Source organism: Flavobacterium sp. FG68 (assembly GCF_057808895.1).
In genome coordinates this window covers 20,816-44,430 of sequence record NZ_JBMDIY010000031.1, presented here as the reverse complement: position 1 = coordinate 44,430, position 23,615 = coordinate 20,816, and the positions used below count along the sequence as shown (strand labels likewise).

Below are 23,615 nucleotides of genomic sequence, written 5' to 3'. Positions count from 1 at the left end.
AGAAAGGTTTGACTTTAATAAAGTTGAACCTTTTTTTATGCATTCCAGTCATTGCGAGGAACGAAGCAACCGCACTAGCAATAGGTACGTTACTCATAATAGTGAGATTGCTTCGTTCCTCGCAAGGACATACTGTGCGAAGGGCTTCGACTTCGCTCAGCCTGACAATACTTGTGTCACCCTGAGCGAAGTCGAAGGGCTTTTTGCAATGAGCAGTAATTATATAAACCTCACCAACACTCTGTCATCCTGAGCGAAGTCGAAGGACTACCCTCCAATCGCAATCATACTACGATTATCAAAATGTTTTGCAGGATCATTCATTTCATCAATTGTAACCATTCCGGCGCGGACTTTCTTTTTATTTTGAACAGATTCCGAAATTAGATTCGTAATCGATTCACTATTTCTAAATGGCGTCAATAAATCAGTTTCAGAATTCGAGAAAAGGCAATTTTTTATTTTCCCATCAGCTGTTAAACGAATTCGGTTGCAGCTATCACAAAACGGATTTGTAATTGAACTTATAATTCCGAAATCACCTTGAAAGCCTTTTATTTTATAATTTCTGGAAGTGAAGTTTTTTTCGTCTTCCAGTTTTTGAATTTCATCTTCTGCAAAAGTATCTCCAACCAAAGATAAAATCTCATTTTGAGAAACCATTTTGCTTCTGTCCCACTCGTTTCCTGCGAACGGCATAAACTCAATAAACCGAACTGAAATTGGTAAAAACTGCGTTAATTTAACAAAATCAACAATTTCGTTATCATTAAAACCTTTCATTAAAACGACATTTACTTTTACCTGAAAATCATGATTCAAAAGCAAATGCAGATTATCAACAACTTTCTCAAACTGATTTCTAAGCGTTATAGAATGAAATTTAGACAAAACCAACGTATCTAAACTCAAATTGATTTTTTTGACTTTAAACTGCTTTAAAGTGTCTATATGACGATCAATTAAAATTCCGTTTGTAGTTATCGAAAGTGAAATATTTAAAGCTGCTAATTTTGCGATTATCTCTGGAAAATCTTTTCGCAAAAGTGGTTCTCCACCTGTTAATCTTATTTTGTCAACACCATTTTGTACAAAAGTCTGGGCGATACCAAAAATCTCATCAGCCGTCATTAAACTGGCTTTAGGAGAAAGCGCAATTCCATCGGCCGGCATGCAGTACGTACAACGCAGGTTGCATTTTTCCAGCAGCGAAATGCGCAGGTAATTGTGTCTGCGCCCAAAACCATCCGTCAAAATTGTGTTAGAGGCTGTCATGATTTTTTCCTTTTAAAATATGAAAGACGTGCATTACATGCGGAAAAACAGCGTCCATGGATTCTCTCGCTCCGTTTGTTGAACCCGGCAGAGCCAAAACTAAACTTTTACCCAAAGTTCCGGCTACAGTTCTCGAAAGCATGGCATACGGCATTCTTTGTTGTCCGTAATCGCGAATTGCTTCCTCGATTCCCGGAATTCTGCTTTCTAATATTGGCGATAAAGCTTCCGGCGTTACATCTCTTGGAGATAATCCAGTTCCGCCCGTAAAAATCACCAATTGATTATCTTTTGCGTAAGCTTTTGTTCTTTCCTGAATAATATCTAATTCATCGGGAATAATTTCATAATGTGAAGTTTCAACTCCGTATGATTCTAATTTCTCTACAATAATTTTTCCCGATCTATCTTCTTTATCTCCTGCAAAAATCGAATCAGAACAAACAAAAACTGCCGCTTTTATAGCATTCGGGAATTTATTTTTGAAAGAAGATTTTCCACCTTCTTTATTAATCAATTTAATGGTTGAAATTTCGATTTCTTTATCAATTGGTTTCAGCATATCGTACATCGTAAGCGCTACAATCGATGCGCCGTGCATGGCTTCAACCTCAACTCCGGTTTTATAAACGGTTTTTACATTGAAAATAATCTGAATCTCCAATCCTTCAATTTTATATTCAACCGAAGTAAATTCAATTGGAAGCGGGTGACAATCCGGAATCGATAAATGGGTATTTTTTACCGCAAATAATCCTGCCGTTTTTGCCATTTCGAGCACATTTCCTTTCGGAACCAAATTGTTCACCACAGCGTCAATCGTTTCTTGTCTGCTGACTTTTACAATTGCTGTTGCGGTTGCTTTTCTTAATGTGCTTATTTTATGCGTAATATCTACCATTCTGTTTTATTAGGTATTTTGTTTCCAGGTGAATGTATCGTTTTCAAACATTTCTTTACCAAAAATCGGCACATCGGTTTTAATCCAGTTTACGATCGCTTCTGTTGCTTCATAAACTTGTTTGCGACGTGTTGCCGAAACAAACACAAACAAACAAATTTCACCTGCTTTTACAACGCCCAAACTATGGTAAATGTGCATGCAGGTTAAATCGAATTTAGCGAAAGCTTTTTCGCGAATGGTATGCAAAGCTTCATTTGCCATATCAGTATAAGCTGAATAATCAATCGCCACGACTGTATTATCGTGAATTACATCGGCACGAACTTGTCCCAAAAAAATATTGTGCGCCCCAATTGTATGTTTCGATTGGTGTTTCGCAATCGACTCGGCTATAAATTCAGGAGATATCGGCCCTTCTACAAATACATTTTTACTCATTTTTTATGTTTTTTTTTGCCACAGATTATATGGATTAAAATGATTTTTTCTTTTGCCACGAATTACACTAATTTTCACTAATTAAAATCTGTAGTAAAGAGAATTAACCTCAATATTGTCATTTCGACGAAGGAGAAATCTTCGCAAGAAACTCCGCAGTAATTCGCTTATCTTTATCGAGCTACTTACGAAGATTTCTCCTTCGTCGAAATGACAAACTATAACGAACATTTTAAAGTTTGTGGCTATATTTTTATTTCTTCTTTCAATAAATCTTTCATTGCTAAAACTCCGCCAGCAATACTTTTTATATTTTTAAATTGATACTTTTGAAGCAATTCAACTGCAATTTTACTTCTAATTCCGGATTGACAGAAAACATAAATTGTTTGGTTTTTATCCAGTTTTTCAATTTCACTTTCTAAATGCGGCAACGAAATCTGGATTTGATTTTTTAAATTGATTTTTGGAAGTTCCTCTTCATTTCTAACATCCAAAAATAGAACCTCATCATTATTTATTTCATCCAAAATCGATTCAAAATTGACTTCTTCAACTTCAGATTTATAGTATTTTTCTTCGAATGATTCTCTGCTTATTGACTTAAAATCACTTTTATCAAAATCATATTTTTGCTGTTCGTTATTGAGAATATTATAAACTAATATTTTACCGCTTAAAACTTCTCCAATTCCGAGAATCATTTTCAGAACTTCATTTGCCTGAAGCATTCCGATAATTCCAACCGAAATTCCGATTACTCCGGCATCTTCGCAGTTTAAAGCGTTATTGTTTTCATCTGGATACAAACATCTGTATGTTGGTCCGTTTTGATAATTGAAAACTGAAACTTGTCCTTGAAATCTAAAAATTGATCCGTAAACCATTGGTTTATTGGTTAACAGACAAGCATCGTTTATTAAATATTTAATTGAAATATTATCTGTTGCGTCAACAATAATATCATAGTTTTGAAATAACGAAATGGCGTTTTTACCTGATAATTTCTCTGCAAAAGCGTTGACTTTTACCAGCGGATTCAATTCTGATATCATCAGTTTCGCTTCTTCAGCTTTGGATTTTCCAACAGCCGAACTTTTGTAAATCACCTGACGATGTAAATTCGAAATCTCAATATCATCATCATCTACAATCCCAATTTCGCCAACTCCGGCAGCTGCTAAATAAGGCAGAATCGCCGCTCCCAAACCTCCGGCACCAATAACCAAAACTTTCGCTTTCGATAATTTGTACTGACCATCCTCTCCTATTTCAGGAAGAATTATTTGTCGGTTATATCGGTTTGATGCACTCATAAATTAATTTTTATCCTCCGGCAAACGGCGGTAATAAAGCCACAATATCACTTGTTTGTAAATTATAAGCAGCTGCTTTTGAAACTATTTTTTGATTTACTGCTACGCTGAAAGAAAGCGATTCAAATTGGTATTTTTCGTTTAAATCATACAATAATTTTTGCAAAGACAATTCTTCGGAAAAAGATAATTTTTCGAATTCACATTTTGTCTTTTCAGCGACAGCTCCAAAATATTTAATCTCGATCATTTTTATAAATTTAAATTCTGAAAAATGAATTCATCTTCAAAATGTTCCTGAAAATAGGAAATCCAGCTTGAAGTATTTCTAACCACTTCGCCAATCACAATAATAGCGGGCGATGATATGTTTTTTTCAGCAACCAATTTAGTGATTGTATTGATAGTTCCAATCACTTTTTGTTCTGAATTTTTTGTTCCGTTTTGAATAATTGCGATTGGTAAATCGTCATTTCTGTTTTCCTGATAAATCGAAATTATTTCGTTCAATTTATGCATTCCCATCAAAATAACCACCGTCGCCGCCGATTTTGAAGCTAAAAGAACATCTTTTGATAATTTATGATCTGAAGTTGTTCCAGTAATTACCCAAAAACTTTCGGCTACTTTACGCTGCGTCAAACTAATTCCAACGGAAGCAGGAACGCCCAAAGCAGATGAAATTCCGGGAACAATAGCGGTTTCAATTCCAAATTCTTCTGCGAACTCGATCTCTTCACTTCCTCTTCCAAAAACAAACGGATCTCCGCCTTTTAAACGCACTACATGTCCGTGACTTTTAGCCATTGAAACAATCAAATCGTTAATCTGGTCCTGCGTATAAGCGTGACAGCCTAAACGTTTTCCAACAAAAACAATTTCTGCATTTGATGCATATTTTAATAATTCTTCATTTACCAAAGCATCATACAAAACTACATCGGCACTTTTTAAAGCTTTTATCGCTTTTATCGTAATCAGCTCAACGTCGCCCGGACCTGCGCCCACAATCGTTAATTTTGGTGTTTTAAAGTTTTGCATAATCTTTAACTTAAATTGATATTCAGATCATTTAATTCGTCGGCCGAATTAATATTCGTCAAAGGAAAGTTTTCACTTTCTTCTATATTCAAAATTTGATGCGGCACTTTTGCCAATAAATCCATCATTTTTAATTCATCTGAATCAATCGCACTTTTAATAATCGGAACAATCTTTTTTGAATAAATCCCAATTAACGGATGCGTTTTACTTTCGGAAGCAAAAACGGTAATTCCGGCTTCTTCTGTATGTTTTGAAATTAATTCCTGTAATAATTCAGTAGAAATCAACGGAATATCACAGCTTAAAATCAAATTAAATTCGGTATCAGAATGGGATAAGGCGGTATAAATTCCGCCTAAGGGTCCTTTATCTGAAATAATATCGGGTATTTTTTCATACGGCAGATAATCGTATTCTTTTGATGCCGTAATTAGTTTTATTTGTTCTGTAATAGGCAAAATTGCCTTAATTATATGTTCTATAAATGGTTTTTCCTGAAACAGCACTAATCCTTTTTCAGACTGCATTCTAGAGCTTTTTCCTCCGCAAAGAATAAATGTTGTTAGTGTTTCCATATCTTTTTTGTTTCAGATTTTCTTTTATCTATTCTGCCACAGATTTCACAGATTAGACGGATTATTTTTAAAATGCTTTGTCTTGATTCTTTTGCCACGAATTACACAAATTTTCACGAATTAATTTTTTGATTTTGCGAATAAAAATTTGTGCTAATTCGTGCAATTCGTGGCAAATAAAAATCCTTTTAAATCTGTGAAATCTGTGGCAAAAACTCTGCAAACAGAAATTTCAGACTTTCATTTTTTATATTTCAAGGAAAAATCAATTTGACGCTTGCAATCAAAATTACTGTTCCTAAAACCATTTTTAATGTTCTGTTAGAGAAAGAACCGCTTCCGTAAAATCCGCCTAACATTCCTCCTATCACTGCAATTGGAACCAAATAAAAACTTTCCATCGGGATTGTTTTTCCTCCTAAAAAGAATCCTAACATTCCGGCAGTTGAATTCACAAAAATGAATAAACTCGAAACTGCAGCCGATTCTTTTACTGATGCCCATCCTAAAAACAATAAAATCGGACTCAGGATAATTCCACCGCCAATTCCTAACATTCCTGATAATAAACCTATTGCAAAACCAATTAGCAATGCAATTGGAAGATTGATTTTTACTTCTTCTTTTTCTTTAAAATTAAATACGCCAAACAATCTCAATGCTGCAAAAACCAATACTATTCCTAAAATTATTTTATAAATCGCATTATCTAAAGTTATAAATCCGCCGATAAATGCTGCCGGAATTGAGGCAATCGCAAACGGATAAAAGAGCTTTGGTTTGAAATAATTCTTTCTATAATAAAACAAAAACGAAATACTCGAAACAAACAAATTCAACAACAAAGCCGAAGGTTTCATAATCGAAATTGGAAAAGCAAAAATGCTCATCAAAGCCAAATATCCCGATGCGCCGCCGTGACCAACGCTTGAATATAAAAATGCAATAACGATTAATGTAAAACTGAATAGTAAAATGTTTTCAGAACTTAATAGGTTCATTGGTTTTTTGTTTGTTTTGTTTCAGGTTTAATGTTTCAAGTTGCCAAGCTATATGTTTTATATTACACACTGCTTTTCATTCTTACTACTAAAAATCTATTTTCTATACTCTTTATTCTATTTTCTTATTCTAAAAATCTACAATCTGAATTCTAAAATCTAAAATCCTCTCAATCTATCGGCAATAATGTAACTAATTGGCCTTTTTTATATTCCTGAATATCTTCCGGGACAATAAGTAAACTGTTGGCTACGGCAAATGTATTAAGCATTGCGGAACTTTGTCCGTCGAGAACGGTAACTTTTGTTTCGTCGTATTTGGCTTTTAAGAATAATGTTTTTCCTGTATTGTTCTTAATATCCGAATTTAATTTTCGAACTACTTTTGTTTTATGAATTTCCGAAAATCCTAATTTGTTTTTAATTGCGGGCGAAACGTAAATGTAAAAATTCGTCAGCGATGAAGCTGGGTTTCCGGGTAAAGCGAAAACTAAGGTTTCATTTTTTGAACCAAAAAACATTGGTTTTCCAGGTCTTTGATTGATTTTATAAAACAATTCCTGAACGCCGTTTTGCAATAAAGCTTCTTTTACAAAATCATAATCGCCAACTGAAATTCCGCCGGAAATTAAAACAACATCGTATTTTTTCAGAATGCTTTTAAGCGCTTTTTTTGTCGCTTTCAAATTATCTTTTACTCTGTAAACTTTTGTTTTTTTGATTCCGATAGTTTCCAGCGCTGCTTCCAGCATAAATGAATTACTTTCGAAAATTTTTCCTTTTTTAAGCTTTTTTCCCGGTTGAACTAATTCGTTTCCGGTTACTAAAATGGCTACTTTGGGCTTTTTGTAAACCTCAACTTCTGTGATTCCTAAACAAGCCAGAAATCCAATTGCTGCGGGAGTGATTAAAGTATTGGCTTCAAAAACTACAGCATCTTTCGTAATTTGTTCTCCTTTTGGGCGAACGTTTGAAAGTTTCTCAGGCATTGTGGCAATCAAAATAGAATTTTTATTTGCCATTACATGTTCCTGCATCACTACAGTATCTGCGTTATCAGGGACAAATGCGCCTGTAAATATTCGAATTGCTTCATTTGCTTTTAATTTTACATTTGAATGATCTCCAGCCTGTGAAGTCCCAACAATATCATATTGATGTTTGATGCTGTGCGTAAAGGCATATCCGTCCATAGCCGACTGGCGAAATGGCGGCATGTCGATTGGCGAAATTACTTTTTCTGCCAAAACATATCCTAACGCTTTGCTAACCGGAATTAGCTTTGTGGACATTTTATTGCTGTTCGCCTCAATAATCGCTATAGCATCTTCTACTTTAATCATTCGTGTTATTTTTATAAGCAAAAAATACTTATTACAAATATAAGTATTTTTACTTAGTTAAATCAATTAAGTACCTAAATTTTTTAAAAATATAAATTTAGCTTAATTCTTTTAAATACCGAGCGAAAAAATCAAATAGCTTTTAAAGTTGAAGTGTTTGATTTACTTTCTTTTAAAATTACCTTTAGGAAGATAATATAACCACGCAAAACCAATAAAAAATAGTATTGCAGAAGCTATAAAGGCTGGAATTAATATTTCCTTGTTATTTTCTAATGCATTATTTAAGGACGCATATAAAAGCCAGATTTGAATGCTGACGTTTAAAATCAGAATAAAAATAAGTGTCGAAAGTATATTGTTCAGCTTATTAGGGTTAGCGCGATTCTGGCTTCGTCTAAAAGTACTCATATCTATAAATTTAAATTATACAATCTAACTGTCTTTTTTATCTATCATTCTTTTTTATCTATCATTGCTTTTACAAAAACAGCATTTTCTTTAAATATCAATTCTAACTGTGGTAAAGCTCTTGGTGGCGGACCTGCAATTACATCTCCTGTCATGGCATCAAATGAACCTTCATGGCAAGGACAGTGAATGATTCCGGTTCCGGGTTTGTAAAATACGGAACACGAAAGATGCGTACATTTTTGCTCGTAAGCCCTAAAATCACCGCTTTCTAAGTGAATTAATATATACGGAATTGTACTTCCTTCTAAAACAAAACCACGAGTTCCGCCTACGGGAACATCTTCTTTATTACAGATAAAATGTTCGCCTTGTACTTCTTCTTTTGGTAATAAAAATGCTTTTGCGGTTACGAATCCGCTTCCTACCATTAATCCGCCGGAAACAAAAGTCAGGAATTTAGCAAAATCGCGTCGGCTGACCTGAGTTGATTCCTGTTTTTTTATGGGGAAATCTTTTTTCCAGTTTTGATTTAAATTATCTTCTTTTGACATGATTCTGTTTTAATAAATTCTTAATTCTGTACTGCCTTTTGGCATCATGATATTGACTTTTGTTTTGACTTTTTCCTGTCCAAAAATAAAGTTGTTCACTGGCGTACTATTTGGTCTCATTTCTTCAATTTGTTCTCTTGTTCCGTAAAACAATGCACCGCTTGGGCAAACTGTGGCACACATTGGTTTTTTACCTACGCTGGTTCTGTCGTAACACATCGTGCATTTCATCATCAAATCGTATTCTTCTACTTTTTTAGGTACACCAAAAGGACATGCCATAACGCAGTTTGAACATCCTATACATCTTTCCGTATTAGCAGTATGTACCACACCAAATTCATCTTGTGAAATCGCATCAGCGGGGCAGACATTCGCACAAACCGGATCTTCGCAATGCATACAAACCTGAACTGTTGTCTGGATTGTCGAAGCACGATCTACATAATTTACGCTTATTAAAGTTTGCTGGCCGTTTGTTTCACATTCGGCGCAAGCCATTTCGCAGGCTTTGCAGCCAATGCAGCGCTGCATATCTACAAAAAATTCTTCGTTTGTATTAAAATTGGTCAAATTCATAACTTCATTTTTTTATAGATTAAACACTTGCATACGCTTCAGATTCTTTGGCTGGCGGTGCTATTTTTCCCTGCGGATCTAATAAACAGGCGCAGACTTTAAATTCCGGAATTTTAGAAATTGGATCTAAAGTTCCCGGCGTTAATTGATTGGCAGATTTGTGTCCCGGCCAGTGATACGGTATAAAAACGGTATCTTTTCTAATCGTTTCAACAATATTGGCAGGGAAAGTTCCTTCGCCTCTTCTTGTTGCAACTCTTACTAATTCTCTTTGTTTGATTCCGTATTTCGCTGCTAATTCTGGATGAATTTCTAACATTGGTTCCGGAAATTGATCTACCAGTTTTCCAATTCGGCGTGTTTGAGTTCCGCTTAAATATTGTGAAACGACACGACCTGTTGTTAATGTTATTGGATATTCTTCATCTGTAACTTCGCCAGGAAGTTTATACGGTGCAGGATTAAAATGCGCTTTCCCGTCTGGGGTTTTAAACTTTTTATCTTCCCATAATCTTGGCGTTCCCGGATGATCTTCGGTTGGACAAGGCCAGAAAACGCCCATATTATCTTCTACTTTTTTATACGTAATTCCGAAATAATCTGCTGTCCCGCCTTTTGAAGCGACACGCAATTCATTGAAGATTTGTTCACTATTATCATAATTGAATTTATCTTCTTCTCCCAGTCTTTTGGCAATTTCTAATAAAATTGAAGTATCAGTTCTGGCTTCACCAGGAGGTGTAACCGCTTGTCTGATTCTAATCACTCTTCCTTCTGCAGAAGTTGTTGTTCCTTCTTCTTCTTCCTGTAAAGATCCTGCCAAAACAATATCGGCATGACGCGCCGTTTCATTTAAAAAGAAATCAATACATACGTAAAATTCTAATTTTTCTAAGGCAGAACGCACATAATTATTGTTTGGAAGTGAAACCAGCGGATTGAAACAAATGGAAATTAATCCTTTGATTTCGTCTCTGTGAATGGCCTCTATAATTTCATAAGCCGTAAGTCCTTTTCCGGGTAAATCTTTTTCATCGATTCCCCAAACTTCTGATATGTATTTTCGGTGTTCCGGATTTTCAATATCTCTGTTTCCGGGCAATTGATCGCATTTATGTCCGTGCTCTCTTCCGCCCTGACCATTTCCTTGTCCGGTAATCGTTCCGTAACCACAATATGGTCTTCCAATTCTTCCTGTTGCCAAAACAAGATTAATACAGCCTAAAACATTATCAACACCTTTTGAGTGATGTTCGATTCCTCTTGCATGCAATAAAAAGCTTGTTTTTGCTTTTCCCCATAATTCGGCGGCAGCTTTTATTTTTTCTTTATCAATTCCGGTAACTTCTTCTGCCCATTCTAAAGTATAATCTTTAACGGCATCAATTGTTTCCTGAAATCCTGATGTATAATTATCTATAAAATCATGATCTAACATGTCGTGATCTACCAAATATTTCAGCATTGCGCCATATAAAGCAGAATCTGTTCCGGGTTTTACATCGAGATGAATATCCGCTGTTCTTGCCAACGGAATCATTCTTGGATCAATCACAATTAATTTTGCACCACGATCTCTGGCTTTCCAAATCCAATGTGTTAGCGTTGGGAAGGTTTCACTGATATTGGCTCCGGCTACAATAATAACTTCGGCATATTCTAAGTCCGAATAATTGTTTGAAGCCCGGTCTAAACCAAATGCTTTTTTATTTCCGGCTCCGGCGCTTACCATACACAGCCTTCCGTTATAATCAAGGTTTCTTGTTTTTAAAGCAACACGGGCAAATTTTCCAACTAAATAACTTTTTTCGTTGGTTAATGAAACTCCAGATAACATGGAGAAAGCATGTTTTCCGTATTTTTCCTGAATCCTTTTTATTTCAGAAATGGTTTTATCCATCGCATCATCCCAAGAAACTTTTTCAAAACCTTTTCCTTCTACTCTTTGTATTGGATGCAAAAGTCGGTCTGGGTGATTATTTTGAAGATACCTTTGAACTCCTTTTGGACACAAACGTCCTTCGTTAAACGGAAATTCCATCCACGGTTCAAAACCTACTACTTTATTTTCTTTCACTAATAATTGAATTCCGCATTGCATGCCGCAAAAGCAGCAATGTGTTTTTACCACGTCATCTGGTTCGTCTCTTCCGTCGTAACCATCTACAGGCGCATAGTTTAGATGTGGTCCAAATGCTTCAATTATTTTTTCAGTTGATACGGGTAGTTTTGCCATATTTTTTAGTTTTCAGTTTTCAGTCGCAGTTTTCAGTCTCGGTTTCAGTTTTAATCACTAAACTAATAACTGCGACTGAATACTTTTTTCATATAATTTCCAGTTTTCATCTGTAAACTGAAAACTGCGACTGAACACTTTTTTTATAAATTATCCAAATAAATTTCCGCCTTCTAGTCTGGCTTTTAGGTGTGCTTGTGCCAGGCGTGATCTTTTTCCTTCTGGGCTTAAATCGAGGTGAGAAGTTCCGTCTTCGTGGGTGAAATCAAAACCTAATTCTTTGGTTACGATTTTTAAATCATTGATATGAAGCTGGGTTGCAAATTCTTCTCCGGTATGCGGACAAACTGCCATTCCTTTTTTTATTCCTTCTTGTTTATAGATGTGTGCTCCAATTTGCGCCGGACGCTGGATGATATGAAAGAATTTCCCAAACGGAATCCAGATCAAAAACATGATTACCGTTACAGCATGAATTACGGCTAAGAAATCATATGCAAAACCTTTCATGAACTGATAGGAATATGTTAGACATAATCCGGTAACTGAAATAGCTATTAATAGAATTAAGGGCAACAAATCACCTTCAAAAGTTTGGGTCGCGATTAATCCGGGATTGGTTAATCTTCTTCTTAAATAATAAACAGAACCAATTATAACTAACCACGATGACCAGTTTAAGGCATGAAAAATCAGGAAAGCCAGAAATGAATTTATCTGAAAATCCATCATTTTAAATCCGAAGAAATGTGCTTCGTAAATGGAAATTGAATTTGGTGCGAGCGTAAAGTGAATCCATCCAAATGTAAGCGGAATTGTGATGGCAAAAGCCGATAAACATCCTATTGCAATACAAAAATGGGCAAACCAACGCCATTTGCTTCTTGGATAAATAAATTTTTGTACGACAATATTTTGTACGGATTCTTTTCCCAGAAACCATAAATGAGAAATTATTTTTCCGGTAAAAAGAAATTTTAGGCTTCTTTTAAAATACATCCATGTTGGAGGTCTTTGCAGCCAAACAGTGTATCGATAAACGATTCCGAAGAAGGCAAAAACAGTTCCGAATAAATAAGTGACTAATGCTGCATCAAAATTTTGTAATTGTCTTGATCCGTAAAACACTAGCACAATTGTAAGTATAGAAACTAGTGTCGCAACAAGTAAGGCTTTGGTATTAAATGTTTTATCTTTCATCCTTAATTTTTAATTTAATGATTACTTCTTAACTTGGTTTCTCACAATTTTTACGATTGTAGAACCACCAATTGATACCTGTAGCTAATATAGTGAAAAAACAAACACCTATAAAGAACTGATTTACAGTTCCATTAGCAGAAATATTATTCCCTATTAATTTAGAAAAGATAAAAGGTCCAAAAGCAGCTATTGCAGCTGTCCAGCCAATAACTCCGGCTGCCTGACGCGGATTTTCTTTAAATATGATTGGATATTGTCTAAAAGTACCTGCATTGCCAATTCCCGTAAAAAAGAACATCACTAAAATAACTGTAACAAAAAGCGGAAATTGATCCATACTTGTTGGTGCTACCAATCCTTGTGTTACCAATATAATGGCTCCACACAAAATCCCTAAACCTGTAATGGTTGTTAAGATTGCTCCTCCTACTTTATCAGCTACAAATCCAAAAGCAATTCGACTTGCAGAACCTAATAATGGGCCATAGAACGCATACACTAAAGGATCTGGTGCATTGGGAAAATCTCCGTATAAAAATTTAATCATTAATGGAAAAGCCGCAGATAAACCTGCAAAAGTTCCAAAAGTCATTAAGTAAGTAATCGTACAATACCAGGTATGTTTATTTGAAAAAATGTCCATTTGTTCTTTTACAGAGGCCATCATTGGAATACTTTTTAAATAAAACCAGCTTAAAATTGCCATGATTAGTAAAAATGGAACGTACCAAAATGCTGCAGACTGTAAGTAGATCTCTGATTTTTTAACGGCTGTATTTTCAGGATTAATGTTGTCTAAGATTTTTTCGGCTAATTTTGGATTTGCATTTGCAATCGCTTTTGCTTTTGCTTTTACTGGTAATGCATTAAAAATAATAACGTTATCAGTAGAGTTTACCGCAGCACTTACAGAATCAATTACGTTTTTCTTTACGTTAGAAAGTATTTTAGTCTGAACTTCTGCATCAAATGTTGCAAAAACTTCTTTTTGTTTTTCCAGACTGGATGTTTGTAAAAGGGTTAATGTTTCTTTAGGATCAACGCTTGTAAAACCAGATGCAGCACCATAAATACCAACACTAATTATAAGAGGCGTTACAAATTGCGCGATCGAAACTCCAAAATTTCCTATTCCTGCCTGAATTCCTAATGCGGTTCCTTTTAATCTTTGAGGAAAAAATAAACTTGTACTTGGCATATAAGATGAAAAATCTCCTCCGCCAAAACCTGTGGTAAAAGCCAAAACTGCAAAAACCCAAAATGGTGTATTTACATTCATAATGGCAAAACCAATCCCTATAACTGGAATTAATTTAATTAATGTTGCAAAAGATACAATATGTCGTGTCCCGAAAATGGGTAATAAAAAAGTATGAATAATTCGTAATAATCCCGCCGCTAATCCCGGAATTGCTGTTAACCAGAAAAGCTGATCTTTAGAAAAACTGAATCCTAAGCCGGGTAGTTTAACCGCGATTACGCTCATCATAAACCAAGAGGCAAATGATAATATTAATGTTAATGTTGTTATTGTTAATGTTCTCCATGCAATTTTACTTCCGCCAGAGTTCCAAAACGCTTCATCTTCCGGTTCCCATTTGTCTAACCAAGTTTTCATATATCTATTGTTTAATTTTTATTTTTTAATGATTACTTTCTATATCTCTTGTAAAGTTTGGCAGTTTAGTTCGTGTTGCATTTATAATTGTTCGATGCATCCACAATAAACAAAGCACAGAAACTACAAAAATGAATATCCAAGAGCTGGTCCAAAGTCCTGTATAGTTTAATAAATAACCAAAGATTATAGGACCGACAAATCCGCCTAAACCTCCTATTAATCCAACCATGCCGCCCACAACTCCTACTTCATTTGGGAAATACTCCGGAATGTGTTTATAAACAGCCGCTTTTCCAATTCCCCATGAAATTCCTATTAGAATTACCAGAACCAGATATACCCACAGATTTGCACTGAATTTAATTTGAGTTATTCCCTGTGCTAACAATTCTTTCTTTTTAACTTCTTGATTTTGTTTGACAATAATTTCCTGCCAAGAGCTTTTTTCGGGAAAAATTGATGTTTCGCTATGCTGGAATATTTCTTTTTTATTTATGGAATGTATTTTTTCGCCAACCATAATTTTATCAGCCGAAACTTCTGTTACAATTCCATTATTCATTGCCAAAACGCCAGGACCTGCGGTGTAAATTTCCATTTTTGGAAACATTAATAAAAAGCTGATTACGATTGATGAGCCTAAAACCCAATACATTACTTTTCTGGCTCCAAATTTATCTGAGAGATATCCGCCAAAAGCTCTGATTACACCAGATGGTAAACTGAACATTGTAGCAAACAAACCGCCCATTACTAAGGTTGTATGATATACATTCATGAAATTAGGAAGAAGCCATTGTGAGTATGCCACGAAGAAACCAAATACTAAAAAGTAATAAGCTCCAAAACGCCAGACACGGACATTTTTGAGCGGAGAGATTAATTGTGTTATTGTTTTTGAAACTGTTGGGTTCTTTTTATTTTTAGCAAAAACAATAAAAAGAAACCCTATGATAACAAGTGTAACGGCGTAAATAACAGGAAGCAGTTTCCAACCGTTTATTGGATCTTTTTCGGATAAATGATTTAACAAAGTTGGTGCAATAAAAGTAGTAATTGCTGCGCCTGCATTTCCCATTCCGAAAATTCCCAAGGCTCTTCCCTGCCATTCTTTTGGATACCAAATTGATGTATATCCAATACCGACTGCAAAGCTTGTTCCAACTAATCCGAAGAAAAAACTTAAAACAGCAAAACTCCAGAACGAATTTGCAAAAGGCAGTAAAAAAAGTGGTACGGAACATAATAAAAGCAATATAGAAAATACAATTTTACCTCCATATTTATCTGTCAAGATACCTATTGGAAGTCTGAAAATCGAGCCCGAAAGAATTGGAATTCCTAATAACCATCCTGTTTCTACAACAGTAAAATTAAATATTCCTTTGTCTGCTAAATACGTAATTAAAACACCATTTAGCGTCCAGCAGGCAAAACATATTGTAAAGGCCAGTGTATTTAGAAATAGAATTCTGTGAGATTGAGAAAGATTACTCATATAAAAAATTTAAAATAGTATTAAACTAAATATGCTTCAGTAAAACGACAAAATTAAAATCTTCAAAACTGACAAAAAATGACATATATCATATTAAAGACCAATAAGTCCTCAATACAACAATCACAATAAAATATTATTAATTAGGTAGTTATAAAAATATATAAATAATATTTTTATCAAATAAAGGCTTATAGCTGAAATTTTATTTGTAAGAATTATGTTTTTAATTCTTTAAGGGGTGGTCTTTCTTTTTTTCTCTGTATAAATAGCCAAGAAATTAGGTTCTAAACTTCAAATACAAAATTGATTCTCTAAAATTATAAAAAATACAAACTAATATGTTAATTATTAATATTTTACATATTAATTTTTATTAAAAAAATTGCTAAACAAATTTGATAACCATAATTGGGAATTTTATTTTAATAAGTGAAATTTTTTTGCTGTATCAACTAAAATTTCCACATGCAGACGTTTTTTAATCTTTTTCAGGTCTTTTTATGTCCGATTTTTAATTTGCTAAGGATTTAAAAACGAGTAAATTAAATGTAAAATACTACATTTTTAAGTCTTCTAAAAAAATAATTTAACATATTTAAAAGCCTACAAACCTAATTTAAATAATTGAAAATCAATAATTTAATTAAATTTAAAAGTTTTAATAAAAAAAATATTTTATGCTTTTCTAAAAAAAGTTTACTAAACTTTTGGTTTTTATTATATTAAAATTAACTTTGTCTATAGGATTAGTAGAGTTATAAAATAATATTCGAAACCAAAAAAGCTATATTTTGAAAACAACCGAAAGCATATCGTATTATATTCTTCCAAAAAATGATACTTATAACAATTGTTGTTATATGTGCTTCTGTTGTTAATTACCAACGCAATCCGTTCGTTATTAGATTAAATTCTAAATCTAAAAAACGAAATTTCAATTTCACCACCAGATTACTTTTATTGAAAATACAATCATCTAATTGATGCATAACTGCAGCAAAAGGATTTTTGAATATACCTATATTTTAAAAGAAAACAATTAACCAACTAAAAAATAACTAAAATGAAAACAATGCAAACCTGCTGCTGTAAATAAAAAAAGCCATTTCTGCGGCAACAGAAATGGCGAGGCTTAAAGAACATTTATCACTAAATCAAGGAAACAATCAGAGTGCTGAAAATTCAGCTCTCAGGGCGCCTTGTTAATTACTTAAACCATTACAAAGAAATGAAAAAAAATATAAACCTCATTTTATGGGTTACAATTTTGTTAACATCCCTGCAATTTCAGGCACAAAATACAACACCGCTTATTCAATCTAAACTCGACGGAACGGTAGTCGATGATATTACAAATCAGCCAATTATAGGCGCATCAGTAACAATTAAAGGTACAACTCACGGTGTACAGACAGATGCTGAGGGAAAATTTTATTTTCAAACGGGTCAGAAATTTCCTTACACCTTAATCATAAGTTACATAGGATATAAGAAATTAGAATTTATAGTAGAGAAAAATCCGGTTACGATTCATTTAAAGGAAGAAAGACAAGAACTGGACGAATTAGTTGTTGTGGGTTACGGAACTCAAAAGAGAAAAGACATTACGGGTTCTGTAGCTTCTGTTCCAAAAGCTAACTTATCCCAGGTAACTTCATCGGCAGATAACTTATTACGAGGCGCTGTTGCCGGTGTGGTAGTTACGCAAAGTTCGGGTCGTCCGGGTGCCTCTTCAAGTGTACGTATACGTGGCGGAAACTCAATCACAGCGGGTAACGAGCCTTTATATGTAGTAGACGGAATTTTAATTTACAATGACAATAATAACAGTTCTGCCGGAATATCTAATGCCGGAGCAAGTTTAAATGTTTTGTCTACTATAAATCCTGCTGATATTGAATCTATTGAAGTATTAAAAGATGCCTCTGCAACTGCAATTTACGGTTCTCGTGGTGCAAATGGAGTTGTTATTATTACAACTAAAAAAGGAACAAAAGGACAGGATAATATTTCTTACCAAGGTTATTTTGGGTTTCAAAATGTTTCAAAAAGACTTCACATAATGAATGCCAGCCAATGGGCAAGTTTACGAAATGATGTTCAGGCAAGTATTGGTCAGGCTCCATCTTTTTCTGCAGCGCAGATCGAAGCTTTTAAAACTTCTGGAAGTTACGACTGGCAGGATGCAGCATTTAGAACTGCGGCTCCGGTTCAAAATCATCAATTATCATTTTCAGGCGGAGACGAAAGATCAAGATATGCCGTTTCTGCAGGATATTTTGATCAGGAAGGTACTGTTCTGGGATCTGATTTTAGACGCATCTCTCTTCGCATCAATTACGAAAGAAACTATTCTCAAAATTTTAAATTTGGTATTAATGCCAATTACAGCAACTCACTTTCTAATGGTATAGCTAATAACGGAAGCGGAGGAAGAAATCCAAACCCTTTAGTTAGTGTTTTATTGACTGCTCCTGTAGTGCCAATTAGAAATGAAAATGGAAGTTATAATGTAACTAACAATCCATATGCAACTTCTGTAAACGGTTATATTCCAAACCCTATTAATGATTTGGAAAATACAATTAACGAAACTAAAATCAATAGAATCCTAACCAGCTTATTTGGTGAATATAAAATCACTAAAAAACTGACTGCTAAAGTTGCTGTAAGCGGTGACGTAATCAATACAAAACAAAACTATTATGCGCCTGCAAATACTTCAAATGGTGCAGGAACAAAAGGTTCAGCAGCTGTTGGAGACAGATTGGTAAGTTCTGTATTAAATGAAAACACTTTAAATTATAATACCAACTTCGGTGAAAACCATAAATTCTCAGCTTTAGGAGGTTATACACTTCAATATACCCAAGGTGAAGTCGTTACAGCTGGAGCTAATACATTTGTAAATGATGCCAATACGTATAATGCACTTCAGGATGGTGTTGCGGTAAAACCTGGCAGTGATGCTTTTGAAAGTGTTTTAAAATCATGGCTGGCGAGAGTTAACTATTCTTATAAAGGAAAATACAACTTTACACTTTCTGCACGTGCGGATGGATCTTCAAGATTTGGTTCTGAATCACTTTGGGGTTATTTCCCTTCAGCAGGTTTCTCCTGGAATATTACCGATGAAGAATTTGCAAACAACATTAAAGGTGTAACAGAAGCTAAACTTAGACTTACAGCCGGAACAACAGGAAATCAGGAGATTGGAAACTATTTAGCTTTAGCTCAAATGGGTTCTGTAAACTATTCTTTTGGCGGAACATTATACACTGGACTTGCTCCTACCCGATTGGCAAATCCGGATTTGAAATGGGAAAAAACAACGCAGTATAATGTTGGTTTGGATTTATCATTATTAGAAAGAAAAATCAATTTTGTTTTTGATGTGTATTACAAAAAAACAAACGATTTGTTAATCAGCGTTCCGGTGCCTTTAACTTCAGGATATGCAAGTGTACTTCAAAATATTGGAGGTGTTGAAAATAAAGGTATCGAGATTGGTTTAACAACTGAAAACCTTAAAACAGAAAATTTCTCTTGGAATTCAAATGTAGTTTTCTCTGCTAACAGAAATAAGGTTGTAGCTATAGGAAACGGAGTAAATCAGTTTTTCCCTGTAGTACCAAACGGTTCTTTATTACAGCAGCAGCCGGTTACGGTAAAAGTGGGATTACCATTAGGAACTTTTTGGGGATACAGAACAAATGGAATTTTCCAGACTCAGGAAGAAGTTAATACACAGCCAAAAATCAACAGTTTAGCGAACACAAAAGTGGGGGACAGAAAATATGTTGACACAAACGGAGACGGTGTAATTACTGCTCTTGACAAAGGAAATTTAGGTTCATCTCAGCCAAAATTTGTTGGAAGTTTCAGTAACACGATTTCTTATAATGATTTTGATTTGAACTTTTCTTTCCAGGGTTCTTATGGCGCGAAAATCTTCAACGCTTTAAACCAGCAGTTAGAAATTTCTACTCTTGGAACAAATGCTAATGTTACGTTAGAAGATCGTTGGACACCAACAAATCCAAGTAACGAAATTCCGAGAGCAACAAGTTCACCGTTAGGAATTGTTTCTGAGCGTTATGTTGAAGATGCTTCTTTCTTGCGATTAAAACTAATCACGCTTGGTTATACATTACCTAAAAGTACCTCTAAAAAACTGGGAGCAAAAAGCGTAAAATTCTATGTTTCTGCAGAAAACCTTGTTACATGGACAAAATACACTGGTTATGATCCAGAGGTAAGTTCATACGAACAAAACAACTTATATCCGGGAATTGATTTTGGTTCTTATCCAAACTCAAAAACATTCATCTCGGGCTTGAACGTAACTTTCTAAGTAAAAAAATATATCAAAATGAAAAAGATTATAATAACATTCCTTTTAAGTGCCGGACTATTTGTATCGTGCACGGACCTGGAGGTAACACCAACCTCTTTTGTAACCGAAGATAAATACTTTATAACCCAAGATGACGCCGTTGCGAGTGTAACTGCAGTTTATGCTTCTTTAAGCCTTGATCCGGGAGAGCAGAGTTTATTCGGAAGAAACCTTTATTTCCTTACAGATATGGGTTCTGATTATGCTGCAGCCGGAGTTTCTGCAACAAACCCACAAGTTAGAGCGATGAGCAGTTTAACGCATGATGCAACAAATGACCGTGTACAAGTGGCTTGGAGACAAATTTATGCGGGAATCAACAGAGCGAATGTTTCCATTGATAATATCCCAAAAGTATCTGGTTCTGAAGTTGTAAAAACAAGATTAATTAATGAAGCTAAATTTATCCGCGGATTACTTTATTTTCAGGCTGTTCGTATTTGGGGCGGAGTTCCAATTGTTTTACACGAACCAACTTCTATTCAGTTAGAAAGTTTAAAATCAAGAAGAGAAACTGTAGATAATGTGTATGCTCAAATTATTTCAGATCTAACCGCTGCCGAAAGTTTACCTGCAGCTTATTCTGCTGCAGATGCCGGACGTGCTACTTCTGGAGCTGCAAAAGCTATTTTGGCAAAAGTGTACTTAACTAGAAAAGATTGGCCAAATGCTATTTTAAAAGCAAGAGAAGTAATTAACGGCGGATACGGTTATGCTTTGTTCGAAAACTTTCAGGACATTTTTACGAAAACAAAAAAGAATGGAAAAGAACATATTTTCTCTGTTCAGTTTGAGCCAAACCAAGCCGGAAACGGATCTAGCGGAAGCACATTTCAATCAACTTCATTTACCGGATTTACAGCAACTGAACCTGCAGATATTATTTCAGATGTAGCCTTGTTTTATGATATTTATCAACCTGGAGATACTCGTAGAGATGTAAGTTATGCTAAACAATTACTTAATCCAACAACCGGAACGCTGTATACTTTTCCTAAACCTATTTTCAAAAAATATTTGGATTTAACCAATTTAGCAACTCCAGGAAACGTAGCTATCAACTTCCCTTTAATTCGTTATGCAGACATCTTATTATCATTGGCGGAAGCCATAAATGAGCAAGGTGCACCAACTGCAGAAGCTTATGAATTGCTTAATCAGGTAAGAAGAAGAGCTTACGGAAAACCAATTGCAACACCAGATGCAACTGTAGATTTAGTTGGATTAAACCAAACCACTTTTAGAGCTGCCATTCAGGAAGAACGCAAAAAAGAATTTGTTCAGGAAGGACAACGCTGGTTTGACCTAGTTCGTTGGGGAACTTTGGTTACTGAAGTTAAAAAAGTTACGGCTAAAAACTCGGTTTCAGAACGTAATAATTTATATCCAATTCCACAAAGCGAAAGAAATATTGATCCGGTAGGATTGCCACAAAATCCAGGTTATTAATAAAATGATTAAAAAACTGTTCATCCTTGCCCTATTGGTTGTTGCACAATCTCACCTATTTGCACAGAAAAAGCAACCTAACATCATCGTCATTTTGGCGGATGATTTAGGTTTCTCAGATATTGGCGCTTTTGGCTCAGAGATTAAAACATCAAACTTGGATAAACTTGCTAAAAACGGGCTTATTCTAAACCAGTTTTATAATGCAGGTCGCTGCTGTCCTTCGCGGGCTTCATTGCTCACGGGTTTGTATTCCCATCAGGCAGGTGTTGGAGACATGGTTCAGGACAAAGGATTTCCGGCTTATCAGGGATATCTAAACGAACATTGTATCACCATTGGGCAAGCACTTAAACAGGCAGGTTACAGTACAATTGTTTCAGGTAAATGGCACGTTGGTTTAGTGCCATCAGCCTGGGCGGTTAACAGAGGATTTGATGATTCTTTTACTTTACAAAACAACGGGAGCAGTTATTTTAACTCGGAACCTTTATATAATGACGGAAGAAAAGTCACTTTTTTGAAAGGAGATAAAGAAATTATCCGCACAGATACTTCAACTTATCTGACTCAGGAAATTACCAATTTCGCCATTAGTTCTTTAGAAAAACAGCAAAATCAGCAAAAACCTTTTTTTCTGTATGTTGCTTATAATGCTCCGCATTGGCCCATTCAGGCATTGCCGGAAGATATTGCAAAATACAAAGGCAAATATCTGGGAGGTTGGGATAAATTGAGAGCAAGCCGTTTTAAAAAATTAAAAGAACTCGGAATCATTGATGAAAACTGGGACTTATCCAATCGTTTTGAAAAAGTACCGGATTGGGAAAAACTAAGTACCGAAGAAAAAGACAAATGGGATACCCGAATGGCAATTTACGCTGCCATGATAGACAGAATGGACGCCGGAATTGGAGAAATCCTGCAGAAAGTCAAATCGTTGGGAGAAGAAGATAATACGCTTGTTCTCTTTCTTTCGGATAATGGCGGAAGTGCCGATGATGTAAAAAACTGGAATTATGTTACACAAAAAAATGGAACACCAGGATCAGCTGCATCAATTGATAGTTACGAAAGTCCGTGGGGAAATGTGAGCAACACGCCTTTTCAACTATTCAAAAAGAACACGCACGAAGGCGGAATTGCGTCTCCTTTTATAGCTTATTATCCAAAGCATATTAAGGCCGGAACAGTAAGTAACAGAGTAAGTCATGTGATTGATATTTTCCCTACTTGTCTGGAATATGCCCATTTTCAATATCCTGATGTTTTTCAAGGAAAAAGTCTCACACCTTTAGAAGGTCTCAGCTTAAAAAAAGAATTTGAAGGACAGCAATCTGATGCGCATGTAGCTTTGTTTTGGGAACATGAAGGCAGCAAAGCAATAAGAAAAGGCAACTGGAAAGCAGTAGCCGAAAACAATCAGCCTTGGGAATTGTACAATCTTGCTACAGACCGAACAGAAACAAAAAACGTGGCAAAATTAGAACCGAAAATACTCCAAACCCTAATTGAGGTACATCAAAAATGGGCAGTAAAAGTAGGTGTCGAAGATTGGAATAAAATAAAATAACTCGCTGGGTATAATATTTAAACACATAGAAACATAGATTTTATAACTAAAAAAGAATGCAAAAAGAAACACATTTCTTTCACATAGTTAAACTCTGTGTATTTAACTAAGTGAAACGCCTTTTTTTGAGAGGACAGAAGCTATGTTTCTATGTGTTAAACAATTAACATCAACGAGTCAAAATAGCAGAGTTAAA

At 35.0% G+C, this 23,615-nt stretch carries 19 protein-coding genes; 3 read left to right on the top strand and 16 right to left on the bottom strand.

Going from position 1 to position 23,615, the window contains the following annotated elements; translation table 11 throughout:
- Positions 1-267: 267 nt before the first annotated feature.
- The 16 genes from moaA to ACODSB_RS18175 form a co-directional block, all read right to left on the bottom strand.
- Positions 268-1,275 (bottom strand): GTP 3',8-cyclase MoaA, encoded by a 1,008-nt coding sequence (gene moaA, locus ACODSB_RS18250; RefSeq protein ID WP_488938085.1) that lies wholly within the window; start codon positions 1,273-1,275, stop codon positions 268-270.
- Positions 1,262-2,176 (bottom strand): bifunctional molybdenum cofactor biosynthesis protein MoaC/MoaB, encoded by a 915-nt coding sequence (moaCB, locus tag ACODSB_RS18245; protein WP_488938084.1) that lies wholly within the window; start codon positions 2,174-2,176, stop codon positions 1,262-1,264. Before moaCB ends, moaA begins: the two co-directional genes overlap by 14 nt.
- A 9-nt stretch (positions 2,177-2,185) precedes the next feature.
- Positions 2,186-2,617 carry a molybdenum cofactor biosynthesis protein MoaE gene (locus ACODSB_RS18240; protein ID WP_007807486.1) on the bottom strand — a complete coding sequence of 144 codons (432 nt, stop codon included), beginning with the start codon at positions 2,615-2,617 and terminating at the stop codon, positions 2,186-2,188.
- Between the two features lie 245 nt (positions 2,618-2,862).
- Entirely contained in the window at positions 2,863-3,933 is a 1,071-nt protein-coding gene (gene moeB, locus ACODSB_RS18235; RefSeq protein WP_488938083.1) for a molybdopterin-synthase adenylyltransferase MoeB, read from the bottom strand.
- A gap of 10 nt (positions 3,934-3,943) precedes the next feature.
- On the bottom strand, positions 3,944-4,183 hold the full coding sequence (locus ACODSB_RS18230; RefSeq protein WP_488938082.1) for a MoaD/ThiS family protein: 240 nt from the start codon (positions 4,181-4,183) through the stop codon (positions 3,944-3,946).
- Between the two features lie 2 nt (positions 4,184-4,185).
- The gene (gene cobA / locus ACODSB_RS18225) at positions 4,186-4,974 is read right to left on the bottom strand and encodes a uroporphyrinogen-III C-methyltransferase (RefSeq protein ID WP_488938081.1); all 789 of its coding nucleotides are present in this window, start codon (positions 4,972-4,974) and stop codon (positions 4,186-4,188) included.
- Between the two features lie 5 nt (positions 4,975-4,979).
- The gene (locus ACODSB_RS18220; RefSeq protein ID WP_488938080.1) at positions 4,980-5,552 is read right to left on the bottom strand and encodes a molybdenum cofactor guanylyltransferase; all 573 of its coding nucleotides are present in this window, start codon (positions 5,550-5,552) and stop codon (positions 4,980-4,982) included.
- Positions 5,553-5,806: 254 nt separating this feature from the next.
- Positions 5,807-6,553, bottom strand: coding sequence for a sulfite exporter TauE/SafE family protein (locus ACODSB_RS18215; RefSeq protein WP_488938079.1), 747 nt, complete (start codon positions 6,551-6,553; stop codon positions 5,807-5,809).
- A 170-nt stretch (positions 6,554-6,723) separates the two neighbouring features.
- Complete coding sequence (locus tag ACODSB_RS18210; RefSeq protein ID WP_488938078.1) at positions 6,724-7,896, bottom strand: molybdopterin molybdotransferase MoeA; 1,173 nt, start codon at positions 7,894-7,896, stop codon at positions 6,724-6,726.
- 162 nt (positions 7,897-8,058) lie between these two features.
- Entirely contained in the window at positions 8,059-8,307 is a 249-nt protein-coding gene (locus tag ACODSB_RS18205; RefSeq protein WP_053470284.1) for a DUF6755 family protein, read from the bottom strand.
- A 44-nt stretch (positions 8,308-8,351) separates the two neighbouring features.
- Entirely contained in the window at positions 8,352-8,861 is a 510-nt protein-coding gene (locus ACODSB_RS18200; RefSeq protein WP_488938077.1) for a QcrA and Rieske domain-containing protein, read from the bottom strand.
- 9 nt (positions 8,862-8,870) lie between these two features.
- A complete protein-coding gene (locus ACODSB_RS18195) occupies positions 8,871-9,440 on the bottom strand; it encodes a 4Fe-4S dicluster domain-containing protein (protein ID WP_053470286.1) in 570 nt (189 codons plus the stop codon).
- A 19-nt stretch (positions 9,441-9,459) separates the two neighbouring features.
- Positions 9,460-11,676 (bottom strand): molybdopterin oxidoreductase family protein, encoded by a 2,217-nt coding sequence (locus ACODSB_RS18190; RefSeq protein ID WP_488938076.1) that lies wholly within the window; start codon positions 11,674-11,676, stop codon positions 9,460-9,462.
- 150 nt (positions 11,677-11,826) lie between these two features.
- A complete protein-coding gene (locus tag ACODSB_RS18185) occupies positions 11,827-12,876 on the bottom strand; it encodes a hypothetical protein (RefSeq protein WP_053470288.1) in 1,050 nt (349 codons plus the stop codon).
- 28 nt (positions 12,877-12,904) lie between these two features.
- The gene (locus ACODSB_RS18180) at positions 12,905-14,497 is read right to left on the bottom strand and encodes a magnesium transporter MgtE N-terminal domain-containing protein (RefSeq protein WP_488938075.1); all 1,593 of its coding nucleotides are present in this window, start codon (positions 14,495-14,497) and stop codon (positions 12,905-12,907) included.
- Positions 14,498-14,522: 25 nt separating this feature from the next.
- Positions 14,523-15,998: an MFS transporter gene (locus ACODSB_RS18175; protein WP_488938074.1), complete on the bottom strand. Its 1,476-nt coding sequence runs from the start codon at positions 15,996-15,998 to the stop codon at positions 14,523-14,525.
- Between the two features lie 1,231 nt (positions 15,999-17,229).
- Here ACODSB_RS18175 and ACODSB_RS18170 point away from each other — a divergent pair.
- The 3 genes from ACODSB_RS18170 to ACODSB_RS18160 are packed head-to-tail and all read left to right on the top strand — an operon-like array spanning position 17,230 to position 23,419.
- Positions 17,230-20,355 (top strand): SusC/RagA family TonB-linked outer membrane protein, encoded by a 3,126-nt coding sequence (locus ACODSB_RS18170; RefSeq protein WP_488938073.1) that lies wholly within the window; start codon positions 17,230-17,232, stop codon positions 20,353-20,355.
- A gap of 18 nt (positions 20,356-20,373) precedes the next feature.
- Positions 20,374-21,846 carry a RagB/SusD family nutrient uptake outer membrane protein gene (locus tag ACODSB_RS18165; RefSeq protein WP_488938072.1) on the top strand — a complete coding sequence of 491 codons (1,473 nt, stop codon included), beginning with the start codon at positions 20,374-20,376 and terminating at the stop codon, positions 21,844-21,846.
- Positions 21,847-21,850: 4 nt separating this feature from the next.
- Entirely contained in the window at positions 21,851-23,419 is a 1,569-nt protein-coding gene (locus tag ACODSB_RS18160; RefSeq protein ID WP_488938071.1) for an arylsulfatase, read from the top strand.
- Positions 23,420-23,615 lie beyond the last annotated feature (196 nt).

Bases quoted from the DNA above. Each gene is read 5' to 3' on its own strand.
- moaA (WP_488938085.1), bottom strand. From the start codon at position 1,275: ATGACAGCCTCTAACACAATTTTGACGGATGGTTTTGGGCGCAGACAC.
- moaCB (WP_488938084.1), bottom strand. From the start codon at position 2,176: ATGGTAGATATTACGCATAAAATAAGCACATTAAGAAAAGCAACCGCA.
- ACODSB_RS18240 (WP_007807486.1), bottom strand. From the start codon at position 2,617: ATGAGTAAAAATGTATTTGTAGAAGGGCCGATATCTCCTGAATTTATA.
- moeB (WP_488938083.1), bottom strand. From the start codon at position 3,933: ATGAGTGCATCAAACCGATATAACCGACAAATAATTCTTCCTGAAATA.
- ACODSB_RS18230 (WP_488938082.1), bottom strand. From the start codon at position 4,183: ATGATCGAGATTAAATATTTTGGAGCTGTCGCTGAAAAGACAAAATGT.
- cobA (WP_488938081.1), bottom strand. From the start codon at position 4,974: ATGCAAAACTTTAAAACACCAAAATTAACGATTGTGGGCGCAGGTCCG.
- ACODSB_RS18220 (WP_488938080.1), bottom strand. From the start codon at position 5,552: ATGGAAACACTAACAACATTTATTCTTTGCGGAGGAAAAAGCTCTAGA.
- ACODSB_RS18215 (WP_488938079.1), bottom strand. From the start codon at position 6,553: ATGAACCTATTAAGTTCTGAAAACATTTTACTATTCAGTTTTACATTA.
- ACODSB_RS18210 (WP_488938078.1), bottom strand. From the start codon at position 7,896: ATGATTAAAGTAGAAGATGCTATAGCGATTATTGAGGCGAACAGCAAT.
- ACODSB_RS18205 (WP_053470284.1), bottom strand. From the start codon at position 8,307: ATGAGTACTTTTAGACGAAGCCAGAATCGCGCTAACCCTAATAAGCTG.
- ACODSB_RS18200 (WP_488938077.1), bottom strand. From the start codon at position 8,861: ATGTCAAAAGAAGATAATTTAAATCAAAACTGGAAAAAAGATTTCCCC.
- ACODSB_RS18195 (WP_053470286.1), bottom strand. From the start codon at position 9,440: ATGAATTTGACCAATTTTAATACAAACGAAGAATTTTTTGTAGATATG.
- ACODSB_RS18190 (WP_488938076.1), bottom strand. From the start codon at position 11,676: ATGGCAAAACTACCCGTATCAACTGAAAAAATAATTGAAGCATTTGGA.
- ACODSB_RS18185 (WP_053470288.1), bottom strand. From the start codon at position 12,876: ATGAAAGATAAAACATTTAATACCAAAGCCTTACTTGTTGCGACACTA.
- ACODSB_RS18180 (WP_488938075.1), bottom strand. From the start codon at position 14,497: ATGAAAACTTGGTTAGACAAATGGGAACCGGAAGATGAAGCGTTTTGG.
- ACODSB_RS18175 (WP_488938074.1), bottom strand. From the start codon at position 15,998: ATGAGTAATCTTTCTCAATCTCACAGAATTCTATTTCTAAATACACTG.
- ACODSB_RS18170 (WP_488938073.1), top strand. From the start codon at position 17,230: ATGAAAAAAAATATAAACCTCATTTTATGGGTTACAATTTTGTTAACA.
- ACODSB_RS18165 (WP_488938072.1), top strand. From the start codon at position 20,374: ATGAAAAAGATTATAATAACATTCCTTTTAAGTGCCGGACTATTTGTA.
- ACODSB_RS18160 (WP_488938071.1), top strand. From the start codon at position 21,851: ATGATTAAAAAACTGTTCATCCTTGCCCTATTGGTTGTTGCACAATCT.